General features: G+C 64.1%; 23 protein-coding genes. All 23 read left to right on the top strand.

The annotated features are described in order from the left end of the window. The first annotated feature begins 59 nt into the window (after positions 1-59). The 23 genes from pseB to FS665_RS14090 all read left to right on the top strand — a co-directional run bounded on the left by pseB (position 60) and on the right by FS665_RS14090 (position 23,940). Complete coding sequence (gene pseB / locus FS665_RS14200; protein WP_145189409.1) at positions 60-1,061, top strand: UDP-N-acetylglucosamine 4,6-dehydratase (inverting); 1,002 nt, start codon at positions 60-62, stop codon at positions 1,059-1,061. Next, complete coding sequence (gene pseC / locus FS665_RS14195; RefSeq protein ID WP_145189405.1) at positions 1,058-2,239, top strand: UDP-4-amino-4,6-dideoxy-N-acetyl-beta-L-altrosamine transaminase; 1,182 nt, start codon at positions 1,058-1,060, stop codon at positions 2,237-2,239. The genes pseB and pseC overlap by 4 nt, the downstream gene beginning before the upstream one ends. After that, positions 2,232-2,957, top strand: coding sequence for a pseudaminic acid cytidylyltransferase (gene pseF / locus FS665_RS14190; protein WP_145189402.1), 726 nt, complete (start codon positions 2,232-2,234; stop codon positions 2,955-2,957). The genes pseC and pseF overlap by 8 nt, the downstream gene beginning before the upstream one ends. After that, on the top strand, positions 2,954-4,426 hold the full coding sequence (gene pseG, locus FS665_RS14185) for a UDP-2,4-diacetamido-2,4,6-trideoxy-beta-L-altropyranose hydrolase (RefSeq protein WP_145189399.1): 1,473 nt from the start codon (positions 2,954-2,956) through the stop codon (positions 4,424-4,426). The genes pseF and pseG overlap by 4 nt, the downstream gene beginning before the upstream one ends. A 2-nt stretch (positions 4,427-4,428) precedes the next feature. Beyond that, the gene (gene pseI, locus FS665_RS14180) at positions 4,429-5,481 is read left to right on the top strand and encodes a pseudaminic acid synthase (RefSeq protein WP_145189396.1); all 1,053 of its coding nucleotides are present in this window, start codon (positions 4,429-4,431) and stop codon (positions 5,479-5,481) included. A gap of 272 nt (positions 5,482-5,753) precedes the next feature. Beyond that, a complete protein-coding gene (locus tag FS665_RS14175; protein ID WP_145189393.1) occupies positions 5,754-6,698 on the top strand; it encodes a ketoacyl-ACP synthase III in 945 nt (314 codons plus the stop codon). A 52-nt stretch (positions 6,699-6,750) separates the two neighbouring features. After that, positions 6,751-8,043: a motility associated factor glycosyltransferase family protein gene (locus FS665_RS14170; protein WP_145189390.1), complete on the top strand. Its 1,293-nt coding sequence runs from the start codon at positions 6,751-6,753 to the stop codon at positions 8,041-8,043. Next, positions 8,040-8,288 carry a hypothetical protein gene (locus FS665_RS14165; protein WP_145189387.1) on the top strand — a complete coding sequence of 83 codons (249 nt, stop codon included), beginning with the start codon at positions 8,040-8,042 and terminating at the stop codon, positions 8,286-8,288. The genes FS665_RS14170 and FS665_RS14165 overlap by 4 nt, the downstream gene beginning before the upstream one ends. Before the next feature lie 218 nt (positions 8,289-8,506). Next, positions 8,507-9,361 (top strand): flagellin domain-containing protein, encoded by an 855-nt coding sequence (locus FS665_RS14160; RefSeq protein ID WP_145189384.1) that lies wholly within the window; start codon positions 8,507-8,509, stop codon positions 9,359-9,361. A gap of 70 nt (positions 9,362-9,431) precedes the next feature. After that, complete coding sequence (locus FS665_RS14155; RefSeq protein ID WP_145189381.1) at positions 9,432-9,785, top strand: flagellar protein FlaG; 354 nt, start codon at positions 9,432-9,434, stop codon at positions 9,783-9,785. 81 nt (positions 9,786-9,866) lie between these two features. Beyond that, positions 9,867-11,276, top strand: a complete 1,410-nt coding sequence (gene fliD / locus FS665_RS14150; protein WP_145189378.1) for a flagellar filament capping protein FliD — start codon at positions 9,867-9,869, stop codon at positions 11,274-11,276. A gap of 136 nt (positions 11,277-11,412) precedes the next feature. After that, positions 11,413-11,808, top strand: coding sequence for a flagellar export chaperone FliS (fliS, locus tag FS665_RS14145; protein ID WP_145189375.1), 396 nt, complete (start codon positions 11,413-11,415; stop codon positions 11,806-11,808). A 15-nt stretch (positions 11,809-11,823) separates the two neighbouring features. Then, positions 11,824-12,120: a flagellar protein FliT gene (locus FS665_RS14140; protein ID WP_145189372.1), complete on the top strand. Its 297-nt coding sequence runs from the start codon at positions 11,824-11,826 to the stop codon at positions 12,118-12,120. A 166-nt stretch (positions 12,121-12,286) separates the two neighbouring features. Beyond that, entirely contained in the window at positions 12,287-13,762 is a 1,476-nt protein-coding gene (gene fleQ / locus FS665_RS14135; RefSeq protein WP_145189369.1) for a transcriptional regulator FleQ, read from the top strand. 1,329 nt (positions 13,763-15,091) lie between these two features. Then, positions 15,092-16,309: a PAS domain-containing sensor histidine kinase gene (locus FS665_RS14130; protein WP_145189367.1), complete on the top strand. Its 1,218-nt coding sequence runs from the start codon at positions 15,092-15,094 to the stop codon at positions 16,307-16,309. Continuing rightward, entirely contained in the window at positions 16,309-17,685 is a 1,377-nt protein-coding gene (locus FS665_RS14125; RefSeq protein ID WP_145189364.1) for a sigma-54 dependent transcriptional regulator, read from the top strand. Before FS665_RS14130 ends, FS665_RS14125 begins: the two co-directional genes overlap by 1 nt. A 106-nt stretch (positions 17,686-17,791) precedes the next feature. Next, on the top strand, positions 17,792-18,124 hold the full coding sequence (gene fliE, locus FS665_RS14120; protein ID WP_145189362.1) for a flagellar hook-basal body complex protein FliE: 333 nt from the start codon (positions 17,792-17,794) through the stop codon (positions 18,122-18,124). Positions 18,125-18,139: 15 nt separating this feature from the next. Then, positions 18,140-19,915 (top strand): flagellar basal-body MS-ring/collar protein FliF, encoded by a 1,776-nt coding sequence (gene fliF / locus FS665_RS14115; RefSeq protein ID WP_145189360.1) that lies wholly within the window; start codon positions 18,140-18,142, stop codon positions 19,913-19,915. After that, positions 19,908-20,927: a flagellar motor switch protein FliG gene (gene fliG / locus FS665_RS14110; protein WP_145189358.1), complete on the top strand. Its 1,020-nt coding sequence runs from the start codon at positions 19,908-19,910 to the stop codon at positions 20,925-20,927. The genes fliF and fliG overlap by 8 nt, the downstream gene beginning before the upstream one ends. A gap of 60 nt (positions 20,928-20,987) precedes the next feature. After that, positions 20,988-21,752, top strand: a complete 765-nt coding sequence (gene fliH / locus FS665_RS14105) for a flagellar assembly protein FliH (protein WP_145189355.1) — start codon at positions 20,988-20,990, stop codon at positions 21,750-21,752. Then, a complete protein-coding gene (fliI, locus tag FS665_RS14100) occupies positions 21,742-23,100 on the top strand; it encodes a flagellar protein export ATPase FliI (RefSeq protein ID WP_145189353.1) in 1,359 nt (452 codons plus the stop codon). The genes fliH and fliI overlap by 11 nt, the downstream gene beginning before the upstream one ends. A gap of 6 nt (positions 23,101-23,106) precedes the next feature. Beyond that, positions 23,107-23,565 (top strand): flagellar export protein FliJ, encoded by a 459-nt coding sequence (fliJ, locus tag FS665_RS14095; RefSeq protein ID WP_145189350.1) that lies wholly within the window; start codon positions 23,107-23,109, stop codon positions 23,563-23,565. A 69-nt stretch (positions 23,566-23,634) separates the two neighbouring features. Beyond that, entirely contained in the window at positions 23,635-23,940 is a 306-nt protein-coding gene (locus FS665_RS14090) for an STAS domain-containing protein (protein ID WP_145189347.1), read from the top strand. Positions 23,941-23,946 lie beyond the last annotated feature (6 nt).

The raw sequence follows: 23,946 nt of genomic DNA, 5'->3' as shown, positions 1-23,946 counted from the left end.
CGCCTGACCCTGTTACCGCGCATGCCCAGCAGTCGCCGGCGCAGCCCTAGGATCGACCTATGTTCGACGACAAGTCCATTTTCATATCCGGAGGCACCGGCTCGTTCGGCCGGCGCTTCATCGAACGGCTGCTGCAAAACTACCGGCCGCGGCGGGTGGTGGTGTTCTCGCGCGACGAGCTCAAGCAGTACGAAATGCAGCAATGCTTCAACGCGCCGTGCATGCGCTATTTTTTGGGTGATGTACGCGATGCCGAACGCGTGCGCCTGGCCATGCGCGGTATCGATTACGTGGTGCACGCCGCCGCGCTCAAGCATGTGCCTGCGGCCGAGTACAACCCTACCGAATGCATTCGCACCAACGTCAATGGCGCCGAGAACATCATCGCCGCGGCGATCGAGAATGGCGTGCACAAGGTGGTTGCCTTGTCCACCGACAAGGCGGCCAGCCCGATCAACCTGTATGGGGCGACCAAGCTGCTGTCGGACAAGCTGTTCGTGGCCGCCAACAACATTGCCGGGCAGCAGGACACGCGCTTTGCCGTGGTGCGCTACGGTAATGTGGCAGGCTCGCGAGGCTCGGTAGTGCCGTTCTTCAAGCGCCTGATCGAGGACGGCGCGAATCAGTTGCCGATCACCGATCCGCGCATGACGCGCTTCTGGATCACCCTTGAACACGGCGTGCAGTTCGTGCTCGACAGCTTCGCGCGCATGCACGGCGGCGAAGTCTTCGTGCCGAAAATTCCATCCATCCGCATCGTCGACCTGGCGCGTGGCATGGCCGGGCACCTGCCGCAGAAAGTCGTCGGTATTCGCCCAGGGGAAAAGCTTCACGAATTGATGATTCCACTCGATGATGCGCGCATGACGGTGGAATTCGCCGATCACTTCACCATCGTGCCATCGATCCGTTTCAACAACACCGAAGTCGACTTCGCTCTGGACCGCACCGGCGAGAGCGGGCGCTGGGTTGCCGAAGACTTTGAGTACCGCTCCGACACCAACCCGGTTTTCCTCAGCGCTGGCGAGTTGGCCGAACTGCATGCGGGGCTGCCAGCGTGATTCCTTACGCGCGGCAGAACATCGATGCGGGCGACATCGACGCAGTGCTTGAAGTGTTGCAGTCCGACTGGTTGACCCAGGGGCCCATGGTCGAGCGCTTCGAGCAGGCCCTGGCCAAGCGCTGCGGGGCCGTGCATGCGGTGGCGGTGAGCAACGCCACGGCCGGCCTGCACCTGGCGTGCCTGGCGGCAGGGCTGGGCGTGGGTGACTGGCTGTGGACCAGCCCGATCAGCTTCGTCGCCTCGGCCAATTGCGCGCGCTACTGCGGCGCCAATGTCGATTTCGTCGACATCGACCCGCACACCTGGACCCTCGACGCCACTGCGCTGGCGCGCAAGCTGGAGCAGGCCGCAAGCCTTGGGCGCTTGCCGAGAGTGGTGGTGGCGGTCGCGTTCGCGGGCCAAAGCGCTGACATGCGCAGCCTCAAGGGCCTGGCCCGGCAGTATGGTTTCACCCTGATCGAGGATGCCGCCCATGCCGTTGGCGCGCGTTATGCCGGCGTCGCGGTGGGCAATGGCGAATTCGCCGACATGACCGTGTTCAGCTTTCATCCGGTGAAGATCATCACGGCCGCCGAGGGCGGCATGGTGCTGACCAACGATGCCCAGTTGGCCGCGCGCTTGCAGTTGCTGCGCAGTCACGGCGTCACCCGCGACCCTGGCCAGATGAGCGAAGCCAGCCACGGGCCGTGGTATTACCAGCAACTGGAGCTGGGCTTCAATTATCGCCTCAGCGACCTGCACGCTGCCCTGGGCCTGTCGCAGCTGTCGCGTCTGGATGAGTTTCTGGCTCGGCGGCGCCAGCTGGTGGCCCGCTACCAGCGCTCGCTGGCAGGCTTGCCGGTGGATGCGCAGGCGCCTCAGGCAGAGGCCGAGTCTGCCTGGCACCTGTTCGTGGTGCGCTTGCGTGGCGCGCGTGCCCAGCGAGCGCACAAGCAGATCTTCGAGGCCATGCGTGCAGCAGGGGTAGGGGTGAACCTGCATTACATCCCCATCCACTTGCAGCCGTATTACCGTGAATTAGGCTTCAAGCCTGGCGACTTCCCCGAGGCTGAGGCCTACTATGCGAGTGCCCTGAGCCTGCCGCTCTATCCTGACTTGAGCGAAGCCGAGCAGGACCACGTGCTCGACAGCCTGCGCCAGGCGCTGCAGACGCTGGGTGGCGATGCCGATGAGTGAGCGTGTGCGCGGCACCGTGGCGATCATTCCAGCGCGCGGCGGCAGTAAACGGATCCCGAGCAAGAACCTCAAGACCTTCGCCGGGCAGCCGATCATTGTCCATTCGATTCGCGTAGCCCTGGCCAGTGGCCTGTTCGACCACGTGGTGGTCAGCACCGACGATGCCGATATCGCCGCGGTAGCCTTGGCCCACGGTGCCCAGGTGCCGTTCATGCGGCCTGCGCATCTGGCCGACGACTACGCCACCACCCACGCCGTGATCCACCATGCCCTCGAGGTGCTCACTGGGCAGGGCATGGCGTTGAGCCATGCCTGCTGCATCTACGCCACGGCGCCGTTTCTGCAGCAGCGTTACTTGCATGAGGGGCTGGCCCTGTTGCAGGCGCATCCCGAACGCAGTTTCGCCTTTTCGGTGAGCGGCTTCGGTTTCCCGGTGCAGCGCGCGCTGACCGTGGATGCCCAGGGTGCGTTGGTGCCGCTCAATCCGCAGTTTCGCGAAACCCGCTCCCAGGACCTGGCGCCGGCCTATCAGGATGCCGGCCAGTTTTATTGGGGGCGACTGCAAGCCTGGCTGGACAACGAGGTGCTGTACTCCGCGCGTAGCTTGCCAGTGATCATTCCCCGGCACCTGGTGCAGGACATCGACACCGAAGACGACTGGTTGCGCGCGCAGTACCTGTACGCGGCGCTCAAGGCCGGGGGCGAGCTCGACCCATGAAGGTATTGATCCGCGCCGACGCTTCGGCGACCTTGGGCGTTGGCCATGTCGCCCGCTGCCTGACCTTGGCCCATGCGTTGCGTGCGCAGGGGGCGCAGGTCAGCTTCGCCTGTTGCCTGCTCGAGGGGCACCACCGCGCGGCCATCGAGGCGCAAGGTTTCGCGGTGCATGGCTGGGCACCGCCGCCTTCCCTGGCAGGTGTCGAGCCGTGGTCCCAGGACCTGGCCGGCATGGGCCAGGCGCTGCCCACTGAGTCCCGCTTCGATTGGCTGATCGTCGACCATTACCGCCTGGATGCACGCTGGGAACACGCAGCGCGCGCCCACGCCCAGCGTATCGCGGTGATCGATGACCTGGCCGACCGTGGCCATGCAGCCGACCTGCTGCTGGACCAGAATTTTCATGCCAGTGCCTCTGCCTATGCAGTGCATCTGGCCGCGCCATGCCGGCTGCTGCTGGGGCCGCGCTATGCCTTGGTGCGCCCGGCGTTCCAGCGCCCGGCCCAGCCTGCCGTGCAGGGCCGGCGCGTGCTGGTCAGCTTCGGCGGTTTCGATGTCGCCGGCATGCTGCCGCGGACCTTGCAGGCGCTGGCTGAGCTGGACGACGTGCAGGTGACCTGCATCGCCGGGCTGGGAGCGACTGCGAACGAGGCGCTGCGCCGATTATGCGCCGAGCGCGCGGGGTGGGAGTGGCACGGCTTCGTGGACGACCTGGCGCAGCGCATGGCGGCGGCGCAGCTGTTCATCGGGGCTGCCGGAGGCACGACCTGGGAGCGCGCTGCCATGGGCTTGCCGAGCCTGTGCGTGAGCGTGGCGGACAACCAGCGTGCCGGCGCCCTGGCCATGGCCCAGGCCGGTATGCACCTGTACCTGGGCGAGGCTGCGCAGGTCGGTGTGAGCGCCTTGCGCGAGGCAATTGCCTTGCTACTGGACAATCAAGCCCTGCGCGAGAGCTTTGCCCAGCGTAGTCAGGCCTTGGTCGACGGCCGTGGCGCCGAGCGAGTGGCCGTGGCCCTGTGTGGCGAGCAATTGACCCTGCGCATGGCCACCAGCGACGACGCCCAGCTGTTGTTCGACGGGCGCAACGCGCCCGAAGTGCGGCGTCGATCGCATCAGCATCAGGCGCTGCGCTGGGGCGAACATCAAGCCTGGCTGGGCGCGGTGCTGGCCGATCATCAGCGGCTGCTGCTGATCGCCGAGGCGGCGGACGGGCCGGTCGGCTGCCTGCGTTACGACCGCTTGCCCGGTCAGCGGGCGCGGGTGTCGCTGTACCTGTTCGCAGGGCGTTTCGGCCTTGGCTGGGGCTCGGTGCTGCTGGCACGCGGCGAGGCCTGGATACGCGAACGCTGGCCCGATCTGTTGGCCATCGAAGCACAGGTATTGCCGGACAACCTGGCCTCGTTGCACGTATTCACCGGTGCCGGCTACCTTCAGTCGCCGTGTGCCTTCGAGCGGGTCTTTCAGGAATAGCCATGCACAGTTTCAATATCGGCCACCGCCGCGTCGGCCCCGATCAGCCACCACTGGTCATCGCGGAGATGAGCGGCAACCACAACCAATCGCTGCAACGTGCGCTGGCCATCGTCGATGCGGCGGCGGCGGCGGGGGCTCATGCCCTGAAACTGCAGACCTACACTGCCGACACCATGACCCTGGACCTGGCCGAAGGCGAGTTCTTCATCGCCGACCCCGACAGCCTGTGGGCCGGCTCTTCGCTCTACGAGCTGTACCACAAGGCCCATACCCCCTGGGCGTGGCACCAGCCGATCTTCGAGCGTGCGCGGCAACGGGGCCTGTTGGTGTTCTCGACACCGTTCGATGCAAGCTCCGTGGACTTTCTGCAGCGCCTGGACGTGCCGGCGTACAAGATCGCCAGTTTCGAGAACACCGACCTGCCGTTGATCCGCAAGGTGGCCGCCACCGGCAAGCCAATGATCATCTCCACCGGCATGGCCAGCCTCGCCGAGCTCGAGCGCACCGTGCAGACCGCGCGCGCAGCCGGCTGCCGCGACCTGGTGCTGCTCAAGTGCACCAGCACCTACCCGGCAAGCCCCGACAACAGCAACCTGTTGACCATCCCCCATATGCGCGAGCTGTTCGGCTGCCAAGTCGGCTTGTCGGATCATTCGATGGGCGTCGGGGTGGCCGTGGCGGCGGTGGCGCTGGGGGCCACGGTGGTGGAAAAACACTTCACCCTGGACCGCAGCGAGGGCGGCGTGGATGCGGCGTTCTCGCTGCAACCCGAGGAACTGGCCGCACTGGTGACGGAAACCGAGCGCGGCTGGCAAGCCTTGGGCCGCGTGCACTACGGAGCAACGGCGGCCGAGGAGGCCTCGCGGCGCTTTCGCCGTTCGCTGTACGTAGTGCGCGACATGGCGGCAGGCGAGGTCTTCGACCGTGACAACGTACGCGCCATCCGCCCAGGTTCAGGCTTGGCGCCGGGCCATCTGGAAGCGGTGCTCGGGCGCAAGGCGCGGCAACCGCTCAAGCGTGGAACGCCGCTGGCGTGGAGCCTGCTCGACTGACCCTGGCTGCGACTGCGCCGCAGTGCCGCCAACCTGTGTACGACCTTTGCCAAGGTGACGACGACAGGCAAAATATGCGATTGTTTCCAAATATTCGTGACCTATCGGTCAGAGCGGGCATCTCCCTCTGTAACCGTTAATGGGGGCGGCGCGCCTTTGTCGCTTGCCGGCCCCGCCTGTCGCCTGCATCAGCGGCGGCAGATCCCGTCATTCAGGCGCTGCCCGAGTCATCCGGGCGGCGGTATTGCGCTGTTATTTATTGGGAAGCCAAGATGATCGGCATCAAAAGCATCGCGAGCTATGTGCCCGCTTCCGGCCTGGACAACTATGTGCAAGGCGCCAAGTTCGGCAAGGACGAAGCGTTCATGTTCGGCAAGATCGGCGCGAGCTTCTTGCCGCGTAAAGATCAGCAACAGGAAACCTCCGACCTGTGCGTGGAAGCGGTCAACAACCTGTTCGCGGCTAACCCGCAACTCAAGCGCGAGGCGATCGACGCGCTGATCGTGGTGACCCAGAACGGCGACGAAGAAGGCTTGCCGCACACCTCCGCGATCGTCCAGCACAAGCTCGGCCTGCCGACCCATGTGGCCGCCTTCGACGTTTCGCTGGGCTGCTCGGGCTACGTCTATGGCCTGTATGCGCTCAAAGGTTTCATGGAGGCGGCGGGCCTGAAGAACGGCTTGCTGGTGACGGCCGACCCGTACTCCAAGATCGTCAACCCAGAAGACCGTAACACCACCATGCTGTTCGGCGACGCCGCCACCGCCACCTGGATGGGTGAGGGCGCGACCTGGCAGTTGGGCAAAGCCAAGTTCGGCACCGATGGCTCCGGTGCGCCGCACCTGAAGGTCAGCGCTGGCGAGTTCTACATGAACGGTCGTCAGGTCTTCAACTTCGCCCTGATCAAGGTGCCAGCACACCTGCATGAGCTGCTGGCAGAGTCGGGTCTGGAGAACGACGATATCGATGCCTTCTGCATTCACCAGGGCAGTGCGGCCATCGTCGATGCCGTGGCGCGGCGCTATGAAGAGGAGCCGGAGAAGTCCCAGGTCGACAAATTCGTCAAGGACATGCTCGAGACGGGCAACACCGTGTCCTCCAGCGTTGCCCTGCTGCTGCAAAAGCACATGTTCGACGGCAACTGGAAGCGCGTGGCCATCAGCGGCTTCGGCGTGGGCCTGTCGTGGGGCTCGGCGATTCTGTACAAGGCTGAATAAACCCTGCAGCTGGGTTACCCTTGGCCGTTTCGCAGGGACGGGATGCGCAGCGATGAGCGAGATTTTCCAGGCTAACCTCCAGGTGCTGCGGCAGCGCTGGCCGGCGCTGTGCGAGCGCCTGCAGCAGGAACCGAGCGAGCGCCTCGATGTGCAACGGGTCGAGGGCCTGGGTTCGACCTTGAGCGTCTGCAACATTCAACTGAGCAGCCGTCATGATCGCCTTGCCGAGGCGCGCCTGCAGGCGCAGTCCCTTCCGCTGGATAGCCCTACGCTGCATGTCTACGGCACGGGCCTGGGCGAGCTGCAACGGGTGCTGCTCGAGCGCAGTGCGCTGCGCCAGCTGCGTGTCTACGTGCTCAATGGTGCGGTATTGCGCCTGGTCTTGCAGCTGCTCGACCAGCGCGACTGGCTGGCCGATCCGCGCGTCGAGCTGGCCTATGCCGGCGACAGCCGCGAAATCGCCCTGCCGTTTTTTGCCCTGCCCGCCGAGCTGGTGCTGGCCGATGAGACCAACGCGAAAATCCGCGACCGGCTGATCAGCGAAACTCACCTGAGTTTCAATAACCGCGCCTTCGACAGCGCCGATCCCGGCTTGCAGCAGCTGCTGGCCGACAGCTTGCCGTTGCTGCGCCAGGACCTCGATGTGGCCACGCTGTTCGGCACCGAGCCTGGGCGTGACTGCTATGTGATCGCCACCGGGCCGAGCCTGGCGGCGCATCTGCCGGCTTTGGCGCGGATCCGCGCGCAGGCGCAGCGACCGTTGTTCATCTGCGTCGACACCGCCTACCTGCCATTGTTGCGCGCTGGCATCCAGCCCGACATCGTGGTCAGCGTCGACCACAAGATCCGCCTGCACCACCTGCCACCTGAGCATTCGGCGCAGACCGCGCTGGTATACATGCCGATGCTGGATGTCGAATTGCTTGCCCACTGGCGCGGGCCGCGTTACAGCGCCTACTCGGCCAGCGCCTTGTATGCCTCGGTGCGCCAGGCGATCCCCCGCGCCGAGCTGTTCGTCGGCGGCAGCGTGATCCACCCAGCCACCGATCTTGCAGTGCAGATGGGCGCCACCGCCATCACCTTGTTCGGCGCCGACTTCGCGTTCCCGGGCGACCGTACCCACACCGGCTGGGACGATGGCGTGCTGGGCCCGACGGTGTCGGCGGCGCGCCATTGGGTGCTCGATGGGCATGGGCAACGGGTGCGTACGCAGCTGAATTTCCGCGGTTACCTGATCGATCTTGAGCGCTATATCGCCCGGCACCCCGAGGTGCGTTTCTTCAACACCAGCCGGGCAGGGGCCCTGATCGCCGGTGCCGACTATGATCCGGAGTTCTGCCCGTGAATGCCGTCAATCACAGCGTGGCAGCGCGCGAATGCGCTGCGTTGTTTCGTCTAGGCCAGGACGTGCAGGGCGCACTGCGCATGGTCGAGCTGTTCGAGGCCGTGCTGGCAGCGGTCGAGCCGCAGTCCGGCATGCTGCTGTTGCAAGCCATGCTCGAGGCGCAGCAGCGCCAGGACTGGCTGGCGCTGGCCGACTACCTCGAACACGAACTGCCCGCGCTGCTCGAGCAAGCCGCGAGGCACTGAAATGTGACGCCCGTCACATTGGCTTTTTGCCGCTCATCCGCTGCTTCAGGGCTGCAAGGCCCGATTTACAAGGGGTGGCGAGGTGATGGCATTTTTTTTTGGAAAAGCCCCTAAAGCAACCTGCAAACCCGACGATAACCATTACGAAGGTTCTCTAGGCCACACCCGGCGGATGCCAGGGCCGGAAGCCGCAGTATCCATCCAACGAGGAATTCGTCATGGCTTTAACCGTAAACACCAACACCACTTCGCTGGGCGTGCAGAAGAACCTGAACAAAGCTTCCGACGCGCTGAGCACCTCGATGACCCGTCTGTCGTCCGGCCTGCGCATCAACAGCGCCAAAGACGACGCTGCTGGCCAGCAGATCGCCAACAAGCTGCAGACCATGGTCACCGGTACCACCGTTGCGATCAAAAACGCCAACGACGGTAACTCGATCACCCAGACCGCTGAAGGCGCACTGGGCGAGATGACCAACATCCTGCAGCGTATGCGTGAACTGGCTCTGCAATCGCGTAACGACTCCAACGGCACCACTGAACGTGCGGCGCTGAACAAAGAGTTCGCGGCCAAGTCCGACGAGCTGACCCGTATCGCCACTTCGACCACCTACGGTACCACCAAGCAGCTGCTCAACGGCACCGCTGGCACCATGGAGTTCCAGGTTGGCGCAATGACCGGCACCAGCCAGATCCTGAGCGTTTCGATGACTTCGTCGTTCGCTGCTTCGACCCTGGGCGTCGGCACCGGCACCCTGGCGATCTCGGGTACTTCGGACTCGGCCGTTCACACCTCGGTTGACGCTGCCATCACCGCGATCGACGCTGCCCTGCAAACCGTTGACAACAAGAAGTCGGACCTGGGTGCCATCCAGAACCGCTTCCAGTCGACCATCAACAACCTGCAGAGCATGAACGAGAACTCGGCTGCCGCCATGGGCCGTGTACAGGACACCGACTTCGCCGCAGAAACTGCCCAGCTGACCAAGCAGCAGACCCTGCAGCAGGCGTCGACCGCAGTACTGGCTCAGGCCAACCAGCTGCCATCGGCCGTACTGAAGCTGCTTCAGTAATCGCGCGATGAAGTGTGGCGAGAGGGTGCATGTGCACGCTCTCGCCTTTTACTTTTAGAGGTGAAGTGCGATGGACATCAGCGTCAAGGCAAGCCCGTCGTATCAGATGGCTACGGCAGCCGCCAACATCTACAAGGATGAGGCGACGGACAAGGCGCAAGCGCCGAACCGCCAGGCATCGCAGCAAGACGCTCCGAAGAGCGAGGCCGAGTTGCATTCGGCCGTGCAGGACATTCAGGATTTCGTCCAGTCGTTGCAACGCAACCTGGAATTTTCGGTCGATGACTCCACCGGTACGTGGGTGGTCAAGGTCGTCGCCCGTGACAGCGGCGAAGTGATCCGGCAGATTCCGTCGGAAACCGCCCTGGAGCTCGCGCGCAGCCTGCAGGACGTCAACAGCTTGCTGTTCGACGCCAAGGCGTGACGCTGCGCGTTCATAAGAACAGAAGTACCGGTGTTGCCGAGCGATCGTGGTGCTCGGCGCCAACCAGAAAAGGAGGATGTAATGGCAAGTCCAATTCTACCGAGTTTGGGCCTGGGTTCCGGCCTTGACACTACGGCCATCGTAAAGGCCCTGGTTGACGCCGAAAAAACCCCCAAGCAGGGCCAGCTGGATCGCCGTACCTCAGCCAACACCGCGTCGATCTCTGCCGTCGGCAGCCTCAAGAGTGCGCTGGCCGCCTACAAGACCGCACTGGGCAAGCTCAACGACAGCGCCAACCCGGCCTTCATCGGCTCGACGGCTGCCAGCTCCAACGACAAATACGTCAAGGCCACCGCCGGCAGTGCGGCGGTCAACGGCAACTATTCGATTCAGGTTTCGCAGTTGGCTACCGCTTCACGCGTTGCCAGCCAGCGCTTCACCGATGCCAATTCGGTGGTCTCGGCCAGCGGCGGTACCCTGACGCTGACGCAGAACGGCGTCAACGTCGATGTGAACTTGCCGGCCAATGCCACGCTGCAGCAGACCCGTGACGCGATCAACGCGCAGGCCACGGCCAAAGGCTTCACTGCCAACATCGTCAATGACGGCACCGGCTCGCGCCTGGTGCTGAGCTCCGAGACCATGGGCAAAGGGTCCGACATCTCGGTGTCCGGCGCGCTGACCATCGACCCGACAGCGCAGATGAGCGATGCCGGTGGAGCAGGGCGTGTGGGCGACCTGGCCAAGGGCGCCGAGTTCGAAATCGACGGCATGAAGCTCACCAGCAAGTCGAACAAGGTCGACAACGCCATCAGCGGCATGACCTTCGAGCTGCTGTCCAAGACCGAAACCCTGTCGCCGGTTGCCATCACCGTCACGGCCAACACCGATGGGCTGAAGAAGTCGGTGCAGTCGTTCGTCGATGCGTATAACGCGTTGGTTGGGGCGATCAACACCGTGAGCGTGTCGACCAAGGCTGCGGACGGCTCCTGGAAGTCGCCGGCACTGGCGGGTGATCCTGCCGTACGCAGCATGCTGACGTCGCTGCGCAACGAGCTGGTGGTGCCGGGCACCAACGGTTCCGGGCAACTCAGCGTGCTCTCGCAGCTGGGCATCAACACCGTTCAGGGTACCGGCCTGCTGGAGTTCGACAGCACCAAGTTCACCAAGGCGATCACTGAGCAGAAGCTCGGCGGCGAGGTGCAGAACCTGTTCAATGGCGACGGTGGACTGCTCGATCGCATGACCAAGGCCATGGAGCCATTCACGGCCTCAGGTGGCGTGCTCGATGAGCGGAGCAAATCCCTGGAGGTGGCAAAAAAACGCCTGGACCTCGAGCAGAGTTCGCTGGATGCGCGTATCAAGGATCTCGAAGCTTCGCTGACCAAGAAGTACAACAACATGGACACCGTGGTGGGCCAGTTGAACGCCCAGCGCGACAGCGTGTTGTCGATCTTCGAGGCCATGGCGGCGCAGAAGAAGAATTCCTGATCAGGCCTGGCCCTGGCAGTGCCAAAAGCCCGGCAGCGCGTGACGTGCTGTCGGGCTTTTCGTATTCTCGCTAAAGTTTTTTGACGCCGCGCCGATAGCCCGGTCATACAGCAACCCCGTGGTGACGAGGTACCCCATGAATCCAATGTTAGCCCTTCGGCAATACCAGAAGATCGGCGCCCAGGCGCAGACCTCCGAGGCGAGCCCGCATCGCCTGGTGCAAATGCTGATGGAAGGTGGCCTGGACCGTATCGCCCAGGCCAGCGGTGCGCTGCAGCGCAAGGACATCGCCGGCAAGGGCATCGCGATCGGCAAGGCGATCGGTATCATCGGCGGCCTGCGCGAAGGCCTCGACCGCGACAACATGACCGCAGAGCTCACGCGTCTGGACAATCTGTACCTGTACATGACCCGGCGCCTGAGCGAAGCCAACATGAAGAACGACCCAGCGATCCTGGACGAGGTTCGGGACTTGCTGACCACCGTCAAGGAAGGTTGGGACGCGATCGGCGCGCCGTCGATGGTCCCCTGAATATCAGGAGCAAGCATGAGCCAGGTGATCGAGCGCATCGAGCGCACGCGGGATGAGTTGCTGGCGGCATTGGCCAGTCGGGACTGGCAGGCGGTCGGCGAACTCGACCTGGCGTGCCGCGTCTGTGTCGAAGACGTGTTGAGCGAGGCGCTCAGCAATGAGGCGCAGGTACGTTCGAGCCTGGAGTCGCTGCTGGCGGTGTACGGGCAATTGATTGATGTTGCAAGTGGTGAACGTCAATCAATAGTCGACGAGATGACACAAATCCGTCAGGCGAAAAATGCGGCTAAGGTATACCATCTGTTCACCTGACCACAGATGTACAAAAATCCGTGCGCCATTAATTTGACTGTATAGGTTTTTTTGACTTTACTAGTGGCTGTTTTCGAATTTCAGACGTCCGAACACTGACCATTCAGTCGGAGATGTCGAGCTTGCCCCTCCCGGGCGCCGATATGACTAGGGAAGTTGCTATTGCATGTGGCGTGAAACCAAGATTCTCCTGATCGATGACGACAGCGCCCGCCGCCGCGATCTGGCGGTGGTCCTGAACTTTCTCGGCGAAGAAAACCTGCCCTGCTCGAGCCAGGACTGGCAGCAGATGGTGGGCGGACTGTCTTCGAGCCGAGAAGTGCTCTGCGTGCTCATCGGTACCGTCAACGCCCCCGGCAGTGTCCTCGGGCTCCTTAAGACAGTGGCCGGGTGGGATGAGTTCCTTCCGGTGTTGCTGATTGGCGAAATTTCTTCGGCGGAGTTCCCGGACGAACAGCGTCGCCGGGTGCTGTCGAACCTGGAAATGCCGCCCAGCTATAGCCAGCTGCTCGATTCGCTGCACCGCGCCCAGGTCTATCGCGAGATGTACGACCAGGCGCGTGAGCGCGGCCGTCAACGCGAACCCAATCTGTTCCGCAGCCTGGTCGGCACCAGTCGCGCGATCCAGCATGTGCGGCAGATGATGCAGCAGGTCGCCGATACCGATGCCAGTGTGTTGATCCTGGGCGAGTCCGGCACCGGCAAGGAGGTGGTCGCGCGCAACCTGCACTACCATTCCAAGCGCCGTGAAGCGCCGTTCGTGCCGGTCAACTGCGGGGCGATTCCGGCCGAGCTGCTGGAGAGCGAGCTGTTCGGCCATGAAAAAGGCGCGTTCACCGGTGCGATCACCAGCCGCGCCGGGCGCTTCGAGCTGGCCAATGGCGGTACGTTATTCCTCGACGAGATTGGCGACATGCCGTTGCCGATGCAGGTCAAGCTGCTGCGGGTATTGCAGGAGCGCACCTTCGAGCGGGTGGGTAGCAACAAGACCCAGAGCATCGATGTGCGCATCATCGCCGCGACCCACAAGAACCTGGAGAGCATGATCGAGGAGGGGACCTTCCGCGAGGACCTGTACTACCGCCTCAACGTCTTCCCGATCGAGATGGCGCCGCTGCGTGAGCGGGTCGAAGACATTCCGCTGCTGATGAATGAGCTGATCTCGCGCATGGAGCACGAGAAGCGTGGCTCGATCCGCTTCAACTCGGCGGCCATCATGTCGCTGTGCCGTCACGGCTGGCCGGGCAACGTGCGTGAACTGGCCAACCTGGTCGAACGCATGGCGATCATGCACCCGTACGGGGTGATCGGGGTGTCGGAGCTGCCGAAGAAGTTCCGCTACATCGACGATGAGGACGAACAACTCGTCGACAGCCTGCGCAGCGACCTGGAAGAGCGGGTGGCGATCAACGGTCACGCGCCGAACTTCAGCAATGCGGCGATGTTGCCACCTGAAGGCCTGGATCTGAAGGACTACCTGGGCAGCCTGGAGCAGGGCCTGATCCAGCAGGCGCTGGACGATGCCAACGGCATCGTGGCGCGCGCCGCCGAGCGCCTGCGCATTCGCCGCACTACGTTGGTCGAGAAGATGCGCAAGTACGGCATGAGTCGCCAGGGTGGTGAGGATCAGGCGGAAGATTGATTGTTGCCTTGGGTGCATGCCTTGGGTTTGATGTTGGGGTGAAGATCGAGCGCCGCCCGCGCGGCGCATCGCGAGCTCTGCTCGCTCCTACGTTTGTTTCGGGCCGGTATCGCCTGTTGCAGCGTGCGCGACCGCCTTGCCATGTACCCGGGCGCCCGCGCGCAAAATCCCCCAGGAATAATTGGCCCGAAACAAACGTAGGAGCGAGCGCAGCTCGCGATGCGCCGCGCGGGCGGCGCTCGATCTGCGTCACGCCACAGACCTCGAACCGTTCGCCCCAGGGCAATCTCACATCCCCGGCCAGCCTATTGCTACACCGTTTTTATGACGGTCAGCCACGCGAGAAAGCACGGTGCAGGGGCGGCGAGGATCAGGCGGAAGATTGATTTTTGCCTTGGGTGCATGCCTTGGGTTTGATGTTGGGGCGAAGATCGAGCGCCGCCCGCGCGGCGCATCGCGAGCTCTGCTCGCTCCTACGTTTGTTTCGGGCCGGTATCGCCTGTTGCAGCGTGCGCGATCGCCTTTGTTTCGGGCCAGTATTGCCTGTTGCAGCGTGCGCGACCGCCGTTGTTTCGGGCCAGTATCGCCTGTTACAGGCGTGCGCGACCGCCTTGCCATGCACCCAGGCGCCCGCGCGCAAATCCCCCGGGAATAATTGGCCCGAAACAAACGTAGGAGCGAGCGCAGCTCGCGATGCGCCGCGCGGGCGGCGCTCGGTCTGCGTCACGCCACAGACCTCGAACTGTTCGCCCCACAGCAATCTCCCATCCCCGGCCAGCCTATTGCTACACCGTTTTCATGACGGTCAGCCACGCGAGAAAGCACGGTGCAGGGGCGGCGAGGATCAGGCGGAAAATTGATTTTTGCCTTGGGTGCATGCCTTGGGTTTGATGTTGGGGCGAAGATCGAGCGCCGCCCGCGCGGCGCATCGCGAGCTCTGCTCGCTCCTACGTTTGTTCGGGCCAGTATCGCCTGTTGCAGCGTGCGCGACAGCCGTTTGTTTCGGGCCAGTATTGCCTGTTGCAGCGTGCGCGATCGCCGTTTGTTTCGGGCCAGTATCGCCTGTTACAGGCGTGCGCGACCGCCTTGCCATGCACCAAGGCGCCCGCGCGTAAATCCCCCAGGAATAATTGGCCCGAAACAAACGTAGGAGCGAGCGCAGCTCGCGATGCGCCGCGCGGGCGGCGCTCGGTCTGCGTCACGCCACAGACCTCAAACCGTTCGCCCCAGGCCACCCCCCCCCCCCCCCCCCCTCATCCCCGGCACGCCTATTGCTACACCATTGGCATCACACCGTTTTTATGACGGTCAGCCACGCGAGAAAGCACGATGCCCCAGGCCGCCCACGTTTCCCGAGTCCCTGATCTGCAGGGGCGCACCCCGGTCGAACAGGAGTCTCGACAGGGCCTGGAGCAGGCTTTTGCCTTGTTCAACCAGGTCTCCAGCCAACTCAACCAGTCCTACAGCATGCTCGAAGCCCGGGTCAGCGAGCTCAAGGGCGAGCTGGCGGTAGTGGGCGCGCAGCGCATGGCCGAGCTGAACGAGAAGGAACGCCTGGCCAATCGTCTGCAGAACCTGCTCGACCTGTTGCCCGGTGGCGTGATCGTGATCGACGACCAGGGCCGGGTGCGCGAAGCCAACCCGGCTGCCTGTCAGCTGCTGGGCGAGCCGTTGGTCGGTCAGCTGTGGCGCGAAGTGATCGCCCGCAGCTTCGCCCCGCGCAAGGACGACGGTCATGAAGTGTCCCTGCGTGACGGTCGTCGCCTGTCGATCGCCACGCGTTCGCTCGACGCCGAACCGGGGCAACTGGTGCTGCTCAACGACCTGACCGAAACCCGTCGTCTGCAAGACCAGCTGGCGCGCCATGAGCGCTTATCGTCGCTCGGGCGCATGGTCGCCTCGCTTGCGCATCAGATCCGTACGCCGCTGACTGCAGCCATGCTCTATGCCAGTCATTTGGCCGACGCCGAACGCGAGCTGGCGCCGGCTACTCGGCAACGCTTCGCCGGCAGTCTTAAAGAGCGCCTGCATGAGCTCGAGCATCAGGTGCGCGACATGCTGGTGTTCGCCCGCGGCGAGTTGCCGCTTACCGATCGACTCACGCCCAAGGCCTTGTTTCAGGCGCTTCAACACGCTGCTCAAGCCCACGTGCAGGGGCACGGCGTACGCTGGCAGTGCGACACTCACCTGGGCGAACTGCTGTGCAACCGCGACACCCTGGTCGGGGCGCTGCTCAATGTGATCGAAAACGCCTTGCAGGCCAGTAGCGGCCCGGCGCGCGTGAAGGTGCATCTGTGGCGCCGTGGCGACACGCTGAACCTGGCCATCAGCGATGCCGGCAGTGGTATCGACGCCGAATTGCTGAGCCGCCTGGGTGAACCCTTCCTGACCACCAAGGCCACCGGCACAGGCCTGGGGCTGGCGGTGGTCAAGGCCGTGGTGCGGGCGCACCATGGCACGCTGGCCATACGCTCGAAGGTCGGTCGCGGCACCTGCGTCAGGGTCGAGCTACCGCTGCTCGCCTGCCTGCCTGCGGAGTCGCGGTGATGAGCATCAAGGTCCTGCTGGTCGAGGACGACCGCGTCTTGCGCCAAGCGCTCGGCGATACCCTCGAGCTCGGGGGCTTTGCCTTCGATGCCGTCGGCAGTGCCGAGGAGGCGTTGCAGGCCGTGGCGCAAGAGGCCTACAGCCTGGTGGTCAGCGACGTCAATATGCCGGGAATGGATGGTCACCAGCTGTTGGCGTTGTTGCGTCGCCAGCAGCCGCAGTTGCCGGTGTTGCTGATGACCGCCCATGCTGCGATCGAGCGCGCGGTGGAGGCCATGCGCCAAGGTGCGGCCGATTACCTGGTCAAGCCGTTCGAGCCCAATGCACTGCTCGGGTTGGTCGAGCGCCACGCTGCCGGACGCTTGCCCGATGCCGAGGAGGATGGCCCGGTGGCTTGCGAGGCGGCCAGCCGGCAACTGCTGGAGCTGGCCGCGCGGGTGGCGCGCAGCGACTCGACGGTGCTGATCTCTGGCGAGTCGGGCACCGGCAAGGAAGTACTGGCGCGCTTCATTCATCAGCAATCGCCGCGTGCGGCCCAGCCGTTCGTAGCGATCAACTGCGCTGCGATCCCGGACAACATGCTCGAAGCCACGCTGTTCGGCCATGAAAAGGGCGCGTTTACTGGTGCCATCGCCGCTCAGGCCGGCAAGTTCGAGCAGGCCGATGGCGGCACCCTGTTGCTCGACGAGATTTCCGAAATGCCGTTGGGTCTGCAGGCCAAGCTGCTGCGCGTGCTGCAGGAGCGTGAAGTGGAGCGGGTGGGCGGGCGCAAGCCGATCAGCCTGGATATCCGCGTGCTGGCTACCACCAATCGCGACCTGCTGGGCGAAGTGGCGGCGGGGCGCTTTCGCGAGGACTTGTACTATCGCCTGTCGGTCTTCCCCTTGGCCTGGCAGCCGCTGCGCGAGCGCCGGGATGACATCCTGCCATTGGCCGAGCGGCTGTTGGCGCGCCATGTAGCGAAAATGAAGCATGCGCCGGTGCGCCTGTCCGCCGAGGCCCGGAGCTGCCTGCAATCTCACGCCTGGCCGGGCAATGTGCGCGAGCTGGACAACGCCTTGCAGCGGGCGCTGATCCTGCAGCAGGGCGGGGTCATTGAGGCGGCGGATTTCTGTCTGGCCGGCGCCATTCCCTTGTCAATGGCCTCTATGGCCATTAAATCGCCATCATTGGCGGAGCTGCCATCCGATGCTTCCGCCCTGGGTGATGACCTGCGTCGGCATGAGTATCAGATGATCATCGACACCCTGCGCGCCGAGCGCGGGCGACGCAAGGAAGCGGCGGAAAAGTTGGGCATCAGCCCACGCACCTTGCGCTACAAGCTGGCGCAGATGCGTGATGCCGGGCTCGACGTGGAAGCCAGCCTGTTCGGCTGAGCCAGTCATTTGCAGCGCTAGCGGTCGGGCTGGCACACGTGTTGCTAGTTCACGGCTATCCGCCGCATGAGTGTCAAAAAAATGCGGCCGCCGGAGAGAGAAGGTCATGAGCCAAGGTGTTGAATTCAATCGTCTGATGCTGGACATGCGGGCCATGCAGGCCGACGCCATGTCGCTGCCCAAAGCCACTGCCGCTACCGAGTTGGCACCTGGCCAAAGCACCTTTGCCGACATGCTCGGCCAGGCCATCGGCAAGGTCAATCAAACCCAGCAGGCCTCGACCCAGCTCGCCAATGCGTTCGAGATCGGCAAGAGCGGCGTCGACCTGACCGACGTGATGATCGCTTCACAGAAAGCCAGCGTGTCGATGCAGGCGTTGACCCAGGTACGCAACAAGCTGGTCCAGGCGTATCAGGACATCATGCAGATGCCAGTGTGAGGACGGAAGTAAACCATGGCTGATGCAGTCGTCGATAACGCCCCCGCCAAGAGCGGTGCGCCAGCACCCAAGCCGCCGTTGCTGAACCTGGCGTTCCTGGAGAACATCTCGCAGATGCCCATGCTGCGTCAGGTCGGCCTGCTGGTCGGTCTTGCCGCGAGCGTGGCGATTGGCTTTGCCGTGGTGTTGTGGTCGCAGCAGCCCGACTATCGACCGCTGTACGGCAGCCTGGCGGGCATGGACACCAAGCAGGTCATGGACACCTTGGCCTCGGCAGACATCCAGTACCGCGTCGAGCCCAACTCCGGTGCCTTGCTGGTCAAGGCCGACGACCTGTCCCGTGCGCGCCTGAAACTGGCGGCGGCCGGGGTGGCGCCAAGCGACGGCAATGTCGGCTTCGAACTGCTCGACAAGGAGCAGGGCCTGGGCACCAGCCAGTTCATGGAGGCTACCCGCTACCGCCGCAGCCTTGAAGGCGAGTTGGCGCGGACAGTGTCGAGCCTGAACAACGTCAAGGCCGCGCGCGTGCACCTGGCCATCCCGAAAAGCTCGGTGTTCGTGCGTGACGAGCGCAAGCCCAGTGCTTCGGTGCTGGTCGAGTTGTACCCAGGTCGCGCACTGGAAGCGGGGCAGGTGATGGCGATCGTCAACCTGGTCGCCACCAGCGTCCCCGAGCTGGACAAGTCGCAAGTCACGGTGGTCGATCAACGCGGCAACCTGCTCTCCGAGCAACTGCAGGACACCGCCCTGACCATGGCCGGCAAGCAGTTCGACTACAGCCGGCGCATGGAGGGCATGCTGACCCAGCGTGTGCACAACATCCTGCAACCGGTGCTGGGCAACGACCGCTACAAGGCTGAAGTGTCGGCCGACCTGGATTTCAGCGCGGTGGAATCGACTTCCGAGCAGTTCAACCCAGACCAGCCAGCGCTGCGCAGCGAGCAGGCGGTCAACGAACAGCGCGCCAGCAGCCAGGGCCCGCAGGGCGTGCCGGGCGCGCTGAGCAACCAGCCGCCAGGCCCTGCTTCTGCGCCGCAGACCACCGGCGGCGCAGCCGGTGCTGCCGGCGCCATCCAGCCTGGCCAGCCGCTGGTGGACGCCAACGGTCAGCAGATCATGGACCCGACCACCGGCCAGCCGATGCTGGCGCCGTACCCGTCGGACAAGCGTGAGCAGACCACCAAGAACTTCGAGCTGGACCGCTCGATCAGCCACACCCGCCAGCAGCAAGGTCGCCTGACCCGCCTGTCGGTGGCGGTGGTGGTCGATGACCAGGTCAAGCTCGGTGCCAACGGCGAAGCCACGCGCGCGCCCTGGGGTGCCGAAGATCTGGCGCGCTTTACCCGCCTGGTGCAGGACGCCGTGGGCTTCGACGCCAGCCGTGGCGACAGCGTGACCGTGATCAACGTGCCGTTCGCCGCCGACCGTGGCGAAGAGATTGCCGACATCGCGTTCTACCAGCAGCCGTGGTTCTGGGACATCGTCAAGCAGGTGCTGGGCGTGCTGTTCATTCTGGTGCTGGTGTTCGGAGTGCTGCGCCCGGTGCTCAACAACATCACCGGGGGTGGCAAGCAGGCTGCCGCTGACAGCGACATGGAGTTGGGCGGGATGATCGGGATGGATGGCGAACTGGCCAACGACCGTGTCAGCCTGGGTGGCCCATCAAGCATTCTGTTGCCGAGCCCCAGCGAGGGTTACGAAGCACAGCTCAACGCAATCAAGGGCCTGGTGGCCGAAGACCCAGGCCGTGTGGCCCAGGTCGTGAAAGAGTGGATCAACGCCGATGAGTGACAATCGAGCCATTACCGCCAAGCTGAGCCGCGTCGACAAGGCAGCGATCCTGCTGCTTTCGCTCGGTGAAACCGATGCTGCGCAAGTGCTGCGGCACATGGGTCCGAAAGAAGTGCAACGGGTCGGTGTGGCGATGGCGCAGATGGGCAACGTGCACCGCGAGCAGGTCGAGCAGGTGATGAGCGAGTTCGTCGAGATCGTCGGCGACCAGACCAGCCTGGGCGTCGGCTCCGATGGCTACATCCGCAAGATGCTCAACCAGGCCCTGGGCGAAGATAAGGCCAACGGCCTGATCGACCGGATTCTGCTGGGCGGCAACACCAGCGGCCTGGACAGCCTGAAGTGGATGGAACCGCGCGCCGTGGCCGACGTGATCCGCTACGAGCACCCGCAGATCCAGGCCATCGTGGTCGCCTACCTGGACCCGGACCAGGCCGGTGAAGTGCTGAGCAACTTCGACCACAAGGTGCGCCTGGACATCATCTTGCGGGTGTCTTCGCTCAACACCGTGCAGCCGGCGGCGCTCAAGGAGCTGAACCAGATTCTCGAGAAGCAGTTCTCGGGCAACTCCAACGCTGCGCGCACCACCTTGGGCGGTATCAAGCGTGCTGCCGATATCATGAACTTCCTCGACAGTTCCGTGGAAGGTGCGCTGATGGACTCGATCCGCGAGATCGACAACGACCTGTCGGAGCAGATCGAAGACTTGATGTTCGTCTTCAACAACCTGGCCGATGTCGACGACCGTGGCATCCAGGCGCTGCTGCGCGAAGTGGCTTCGGACGTGCTGGTGGTGTCGCTCAAAGGCGCTGACGAGCGGGTCAAGGACAAGATCTTCAAGAACATGTCCAAGCGTGCCTCGGAGCTGCTGCGCGACGACCTGGAGGCCAAGGGCCCGGTACGCGTCAGCGACGTGGAAACCGCGCAGAAGGAAATCCTCACCATCGCCCGGCGCATGGCCGAAGCCGGCGAGATCGTCCTCGGCGGCAAAGGCGCCGAAGAGATGATCTAAGCTTCAAGCCGCAAGCTTGTAGCTTATAGCTCTCCAACGCTTTCAACCGTAGGCACGTCGATGTCCAGCAGAGAATCCCATCCCAGCGACCTGATTCGCGCCCGCGACCTCGAGGGGGTCGATGTCTGGACGTTGCCAAGCTTCGACCCTGAGCCTGAGCCGCAACCTGAGCCTGAGCCTGAAGCGGTCGCCGAAGAAGTCGAGGAAGTGCCGCTCGAAGAAGTCCAGCCGCTGACCCTCGAGGAACTCGAGGCGATTCGCCAGGAGGCCTACAACGAAGGGTTCGCCACCGGCGAGCGCGAGGGTTTTCATGCCACTCAGCTCAAGGTGCGCCAGGAGGCCGAACAGGCGCTCGAGGCCAAGTTGGCCAGCCTCGAACAGTTGATGGGCCACCTGCTCGAGCCGATCGCCGAACAGGACACGCAGATCGAGCGAAGCCTGGTGCACCTGGTTGCGCACATGGCACGGCAGGTGGTGGGCCGTGAACTGAAGAGCGACTCGAGCCAGATTACCCAGGTATTGCGTGAGGCATTGAAGTTGCTGCCCATGGGCGCCGACAACATCCGCATTCACCTCAATCCCCAGGACTTCGAGCTGGCCAAGGCCCTGCGCGAGCGCCATGAAGAGAACTGGAAGCTGCTCGAGGACGAAGCCCTGTTGCCTGGAGGGTGCCGCATCGAAACCTTGCACAGCCGGATCGACGCGACCATGGAAACGCGTATCGAGAAGGCCGTCGCGCAGCTGTTCGACCAGTTGCACGACCAGGCCCTGCACCCGGCTGCCGCCGACATGGCGGTCGAGCTGAGCAGCGCCGATGCGTCTTGAGCGCACCAGTTTCGGCAAGCGCATGGGCGGTTATGCCGAGGCGATCACGCTGCCGGTGCAGCCGGTGGTCGAAGGCCGGCTGCTGCGCATGGTCGGCTTGACCCTTGAAGCCGAAGGCCTGCGCGCGGCGGTAGGCGGGCGCTGCCTGGTGATCAACGACGACAGCTATCACCCAGTGCAGGTCGAAGCCGAGGTCATGGGGTTCTCCGGGACCAAGGTATTCCTGATGCCGGTCGGCAGCATTGCCGGCATCGCCCCAGGCGCGCGGGTGGTGCCGCTGGACGACAGCGGCCGCCTGCCGATGGGCATGAGCATGCTCGGCCGGGTGCTCGATGGTGCCGGCCGCGCCCTTGACGGCAAGGGCGGCATGCGTGCCGAAGACTGGGTGCCGATGGACGGTCCGATCATCAACCCGCTCAACCGCGACCCGATCAGCCAGCCGCTGGATGTCGGCATCCGCAGCATCAATGGCCTGTTGACCGTCGGCCGTGGCCAGCGCCTGGGCCTGTTCGCCGGGACCGGGGTGGGTAAATCGGTGCTGCTGGGCATGATGACGCGTTTCACCGAAGCCGAGATCATCGTGGTCGGTCTGATCGGCGAGCGTGGCCGCGAGGTCAAGGAGTTCATCGAGCACATTCTCGGTGAAGAAGGGCTCAAGCGTTCGGTGGTGGTAGCGTCACCGGCTGACGATGCGCCGTTGATGCGCCTGCGCGCGGCCATGTACTGCACGCGGATTGCCGAGTATTTCCGCGACAAGGGCAAGAACGTGCTGCTGCTGATGGATTCGCTGACGCGCTTCGCCCAGGCCCAGCGCGAGATCGCCTTGGCCATTGGCGAGCCGCCAGCCACCCGCGGCTACCCGCCGTCAGTATTCGCCAAACTGCCCAAGCTGGTGGAGCGCGCGGGTAACGGCGAGCCTGGGGGAGGGTCGATCACCGCCTTCTATACCGTGCTCTCGGAGGGCGACGATCAGCAGGATCCGATCGCCGACTCCGCGCGTGGCGTGCTCGACGGTCACTTTGTGCTGTCACGGCGCCTTGCCGAGGAAGGCCATTATCCAGCCATCGACATCGAAGCGTCGATCAGCCGGGTGATGCCGCAGGTCGTCGATGCCGACCACCTGCGCCAGGCGCAGAAGTTCAAGCAGCTGTGGTCGCGCCTGTCACAGAGCCGCGACCTGATCAGCGTCGGCGCGTATGTGGCCGGTGGCGATCCGGAGACTGACCTGGCGATTGCCTTGCAGCCGAGGCTGGTGGATTTCCTGCGCCAGGGCCTGGATGAAAATGTCGGCATGGCGCAGAGCCGCGACGAGCTGGGGGCGATCTTCACGCCCCCAGCCAAGGGTTGATGAGCCATGAGCCTGCCCAGTCGCGCCGCGCGTCTGGCCCCGGTGGTCGACATGGCCGAGGAGGCCGAGCGCAAGGCGGCCCAGCGGGTCGGGCAGTTTCAGCAACAGCTGGCGCAGGCCCAGGCCAAGCTGGCGGAGCTCGAGTCGTTTCGCGAGGGTTACCAGGCGCAGTGGATCAACCGTGGCAGCCAGGGCGTGGACGGCAGCTGGCTGCTCAACTATCAACGCTTTCTGGCCCAGCTGGAAACGGCGATGACCCAGCAGCGCCAGAGTCTGGCCTGGCATGAGAACAACCTGAAGAACGCTCGCGCCACCTGGCAGCAGGCCTACGCGCGGGTCGAGGGTCTGCGCAAGCTGGTGCAACGCTACCTGGACGAAGCCCGCCGTGCCGAAGACAAGCGCGAACAGCGCCTGCTCGACGAGCTTTCCCAGCGCCTGCCTCGCCAGGGGCAGGCGCAAAGCTGAAGCTGGTTGCAGCTGCCCCACGCAGCTGCTACACCTGTGTCAGTCGCCATCAACGAAGGGATCGCTAGCATGGCAGTCGAGACAGATTTTTCGCAGGACGGGAAAAAGCTCACGATCAAGATCAAGGGCCGCTTCGATTTCGGTAAGCATCAGGAATTTCGCGATGCCTACGAGCGCCAGCCCACTCGGGCCGACTTCATCGTCGTCGACCTCAAGGACACCACCTACCTGGACAGCTCGGCGCTGGGCATGCTGCTGTTGCTGCGTGACCATGCCGGTGGCGATGAGGCGGATGTGCGGGTGGTGCATGCCAGCTCGGACGTGCGCAAGATCCTCGCCATCTCCAATTTCGAAAAACTCTTCGACATCAGTTGAGCGTGT

It is taken from the genome of Pseudomonas sp. URMO17WK12:I11 (genome assembly GCF_007677725.1).
Taxonomy (GTDB): Bacteria; Pseudomonadota; Gammaproteobacteria; order Pseudomonadales; family Pseudomonadaceae; genus Aquipseudomonas.
The sequence above is the reverse complement of the archived record's forward strand: the minus strand, read 5'-3'. Positions and strand labels throughout refer to the sequence as shown.

Excerpts from the sequence above, each read along its gene's own strand:
- pseB (WP_145189409.1), top strand. The coding sequence starts at position 60 with ATGTTCGACGACAAGTCCATTTTCATATCCGGAGGCACCGGCTCGTTC.
- pseF (WP_145189402.1), top strand. The coding sequence starts at position 2,232 with ATGAGTGAGCGTGTGCGCGGCACCGTGGCGATCATTCCAGCGCGCGGC.
- pseG (WP_145189399.1), top strand. The coding sequence starts at position 2,954 with ATGAAGGTATTGATCCGCGCCGACGCTTCGGCGACCTTGGGCGTTGGC.
- pseI (WP_145189396.1), top strand. The coding sequence starts at position 4,429 with ATGCACAGTTTCAATATCGGCCACCGCCGCGTCGGCCCCGATCAGCCA.
- FS665_RS14175 (WP_145189393.1), top strand. The coding sequence starts at position 5,754 with ATGATCGGCATCAAAAGCATCGCGAGCTATGTGCCCGCTTCCGGCCTG.
- FS665_RS14170 (WP_145189390.1), top strand. The coding sequence starts at position 6,751 with ATGAGCGAGATTTTCCAGGCTAACCTCCAGGTGCTGCGGCAGCGCTGG.
- FS665_RS14160 (WP_145189384.1), top strand. The coding sequence starts at position 8,507 with ATGGCTTTAACCGTAAACACCAACACCACTTCGCTGGGCGTGCAGAAG.
- FS665_RS14155 (WP_145189381.1), top strand. The coding sequence starts at position 9,432 with ATGGACATCAGCGTCAAGGCAAGCCCGTCGTATCAGATGGCTACGGCA.
- fliD (WP_145189378.1), top strand. The coding sequence starts at position 9,867 with ATGGCAAGTCCAATTCTACCGAGTTTGGGCCTGGGTTCCGGCCTTGAC.
- fliS (WP_145189375.1), top strand. The coding sequence starts at position 11,413 with ATGAATCCAATGTTAGCCCTTCGGCAATACCAGAAGATCGGCGCCCAG.
- FS665_RS14140 (WP_145189372.1), top strand. The coding sequence starts at position 11,824 with ATGAGCCAGGTGATCGAGCGCATCGAGCGCACGCGGGATGAGTTGCTG.
- fleQ (WP_145189369.1), top strand. The coding sequence starts at position 12,287 with ATGTGGCGTGAAACCAAGATTCTCCTGATCGATGACGACAGCGCCCGC.
- FS665_RS14130 (WP_145189367.1), top strand. The coding sequence starts at position 15,092 with ATGCCCCAGGCCGCCCACGTTTCCCGAGTCCCTGATCTGCAGGGGCGC.
- FS665_RS14125 (WP_145189364.1), top strand. The coding sequence starts at position 16,309 with ATGAGCATCAAGGTCCTGCTGGTCGAGGACGACCGCGTCTTGCGCCAA.
- fliE (WP_145189362.1), top strand. The coding sequence starts at position 17,792 with ATGAGCCAAGGTGTTGAATTCAATCGTCTGATGCTGGACATGCGGGCC.
- fliF (WP_145189360.1), top strand. The coding sequence starts at position 18,140 with ATGGCTGATGCAGTCGTCGATAACGCCCCCGCCAAGAGCGGTGCGCCA.
- fliG (WP_145189358.1), top strand. The coding sequence starts at position 19,908 with ATGAGTGACAATCGAGCCATTACCGCCAAGCTGAGCCGCGTCGACAAG.
- fliH (WP_145189355.1), top strand. The coding sequence starts at position 20,988 with ATGTCCAGCAGAGAATCCCATCCCAGCGACCTGATTCGCGCCCGCGAC.
- fliI (WP_145189353.1), top strand. The coding sequence starts at position 21,742 with ATGCGTCTTGAGCGCACCAGTTTCGGCAAGCGCATGGGCGGTTATGCC.
- fliJ (WP_145189350.1), top strand. The coding sequence starts at position 23,107 with ATGAGCCTGCCCAGTCGCGCCGCGCGTCTGGCCCCGGTGGTCGACATG.
- FS665_RS14090 (WP_145189347.1), top strand. The coding sequence starts at position 23,635 with ATGGCAGTCGAGACAGATTTTTCGCAGGACGGGAAAAAGCTCACGATC.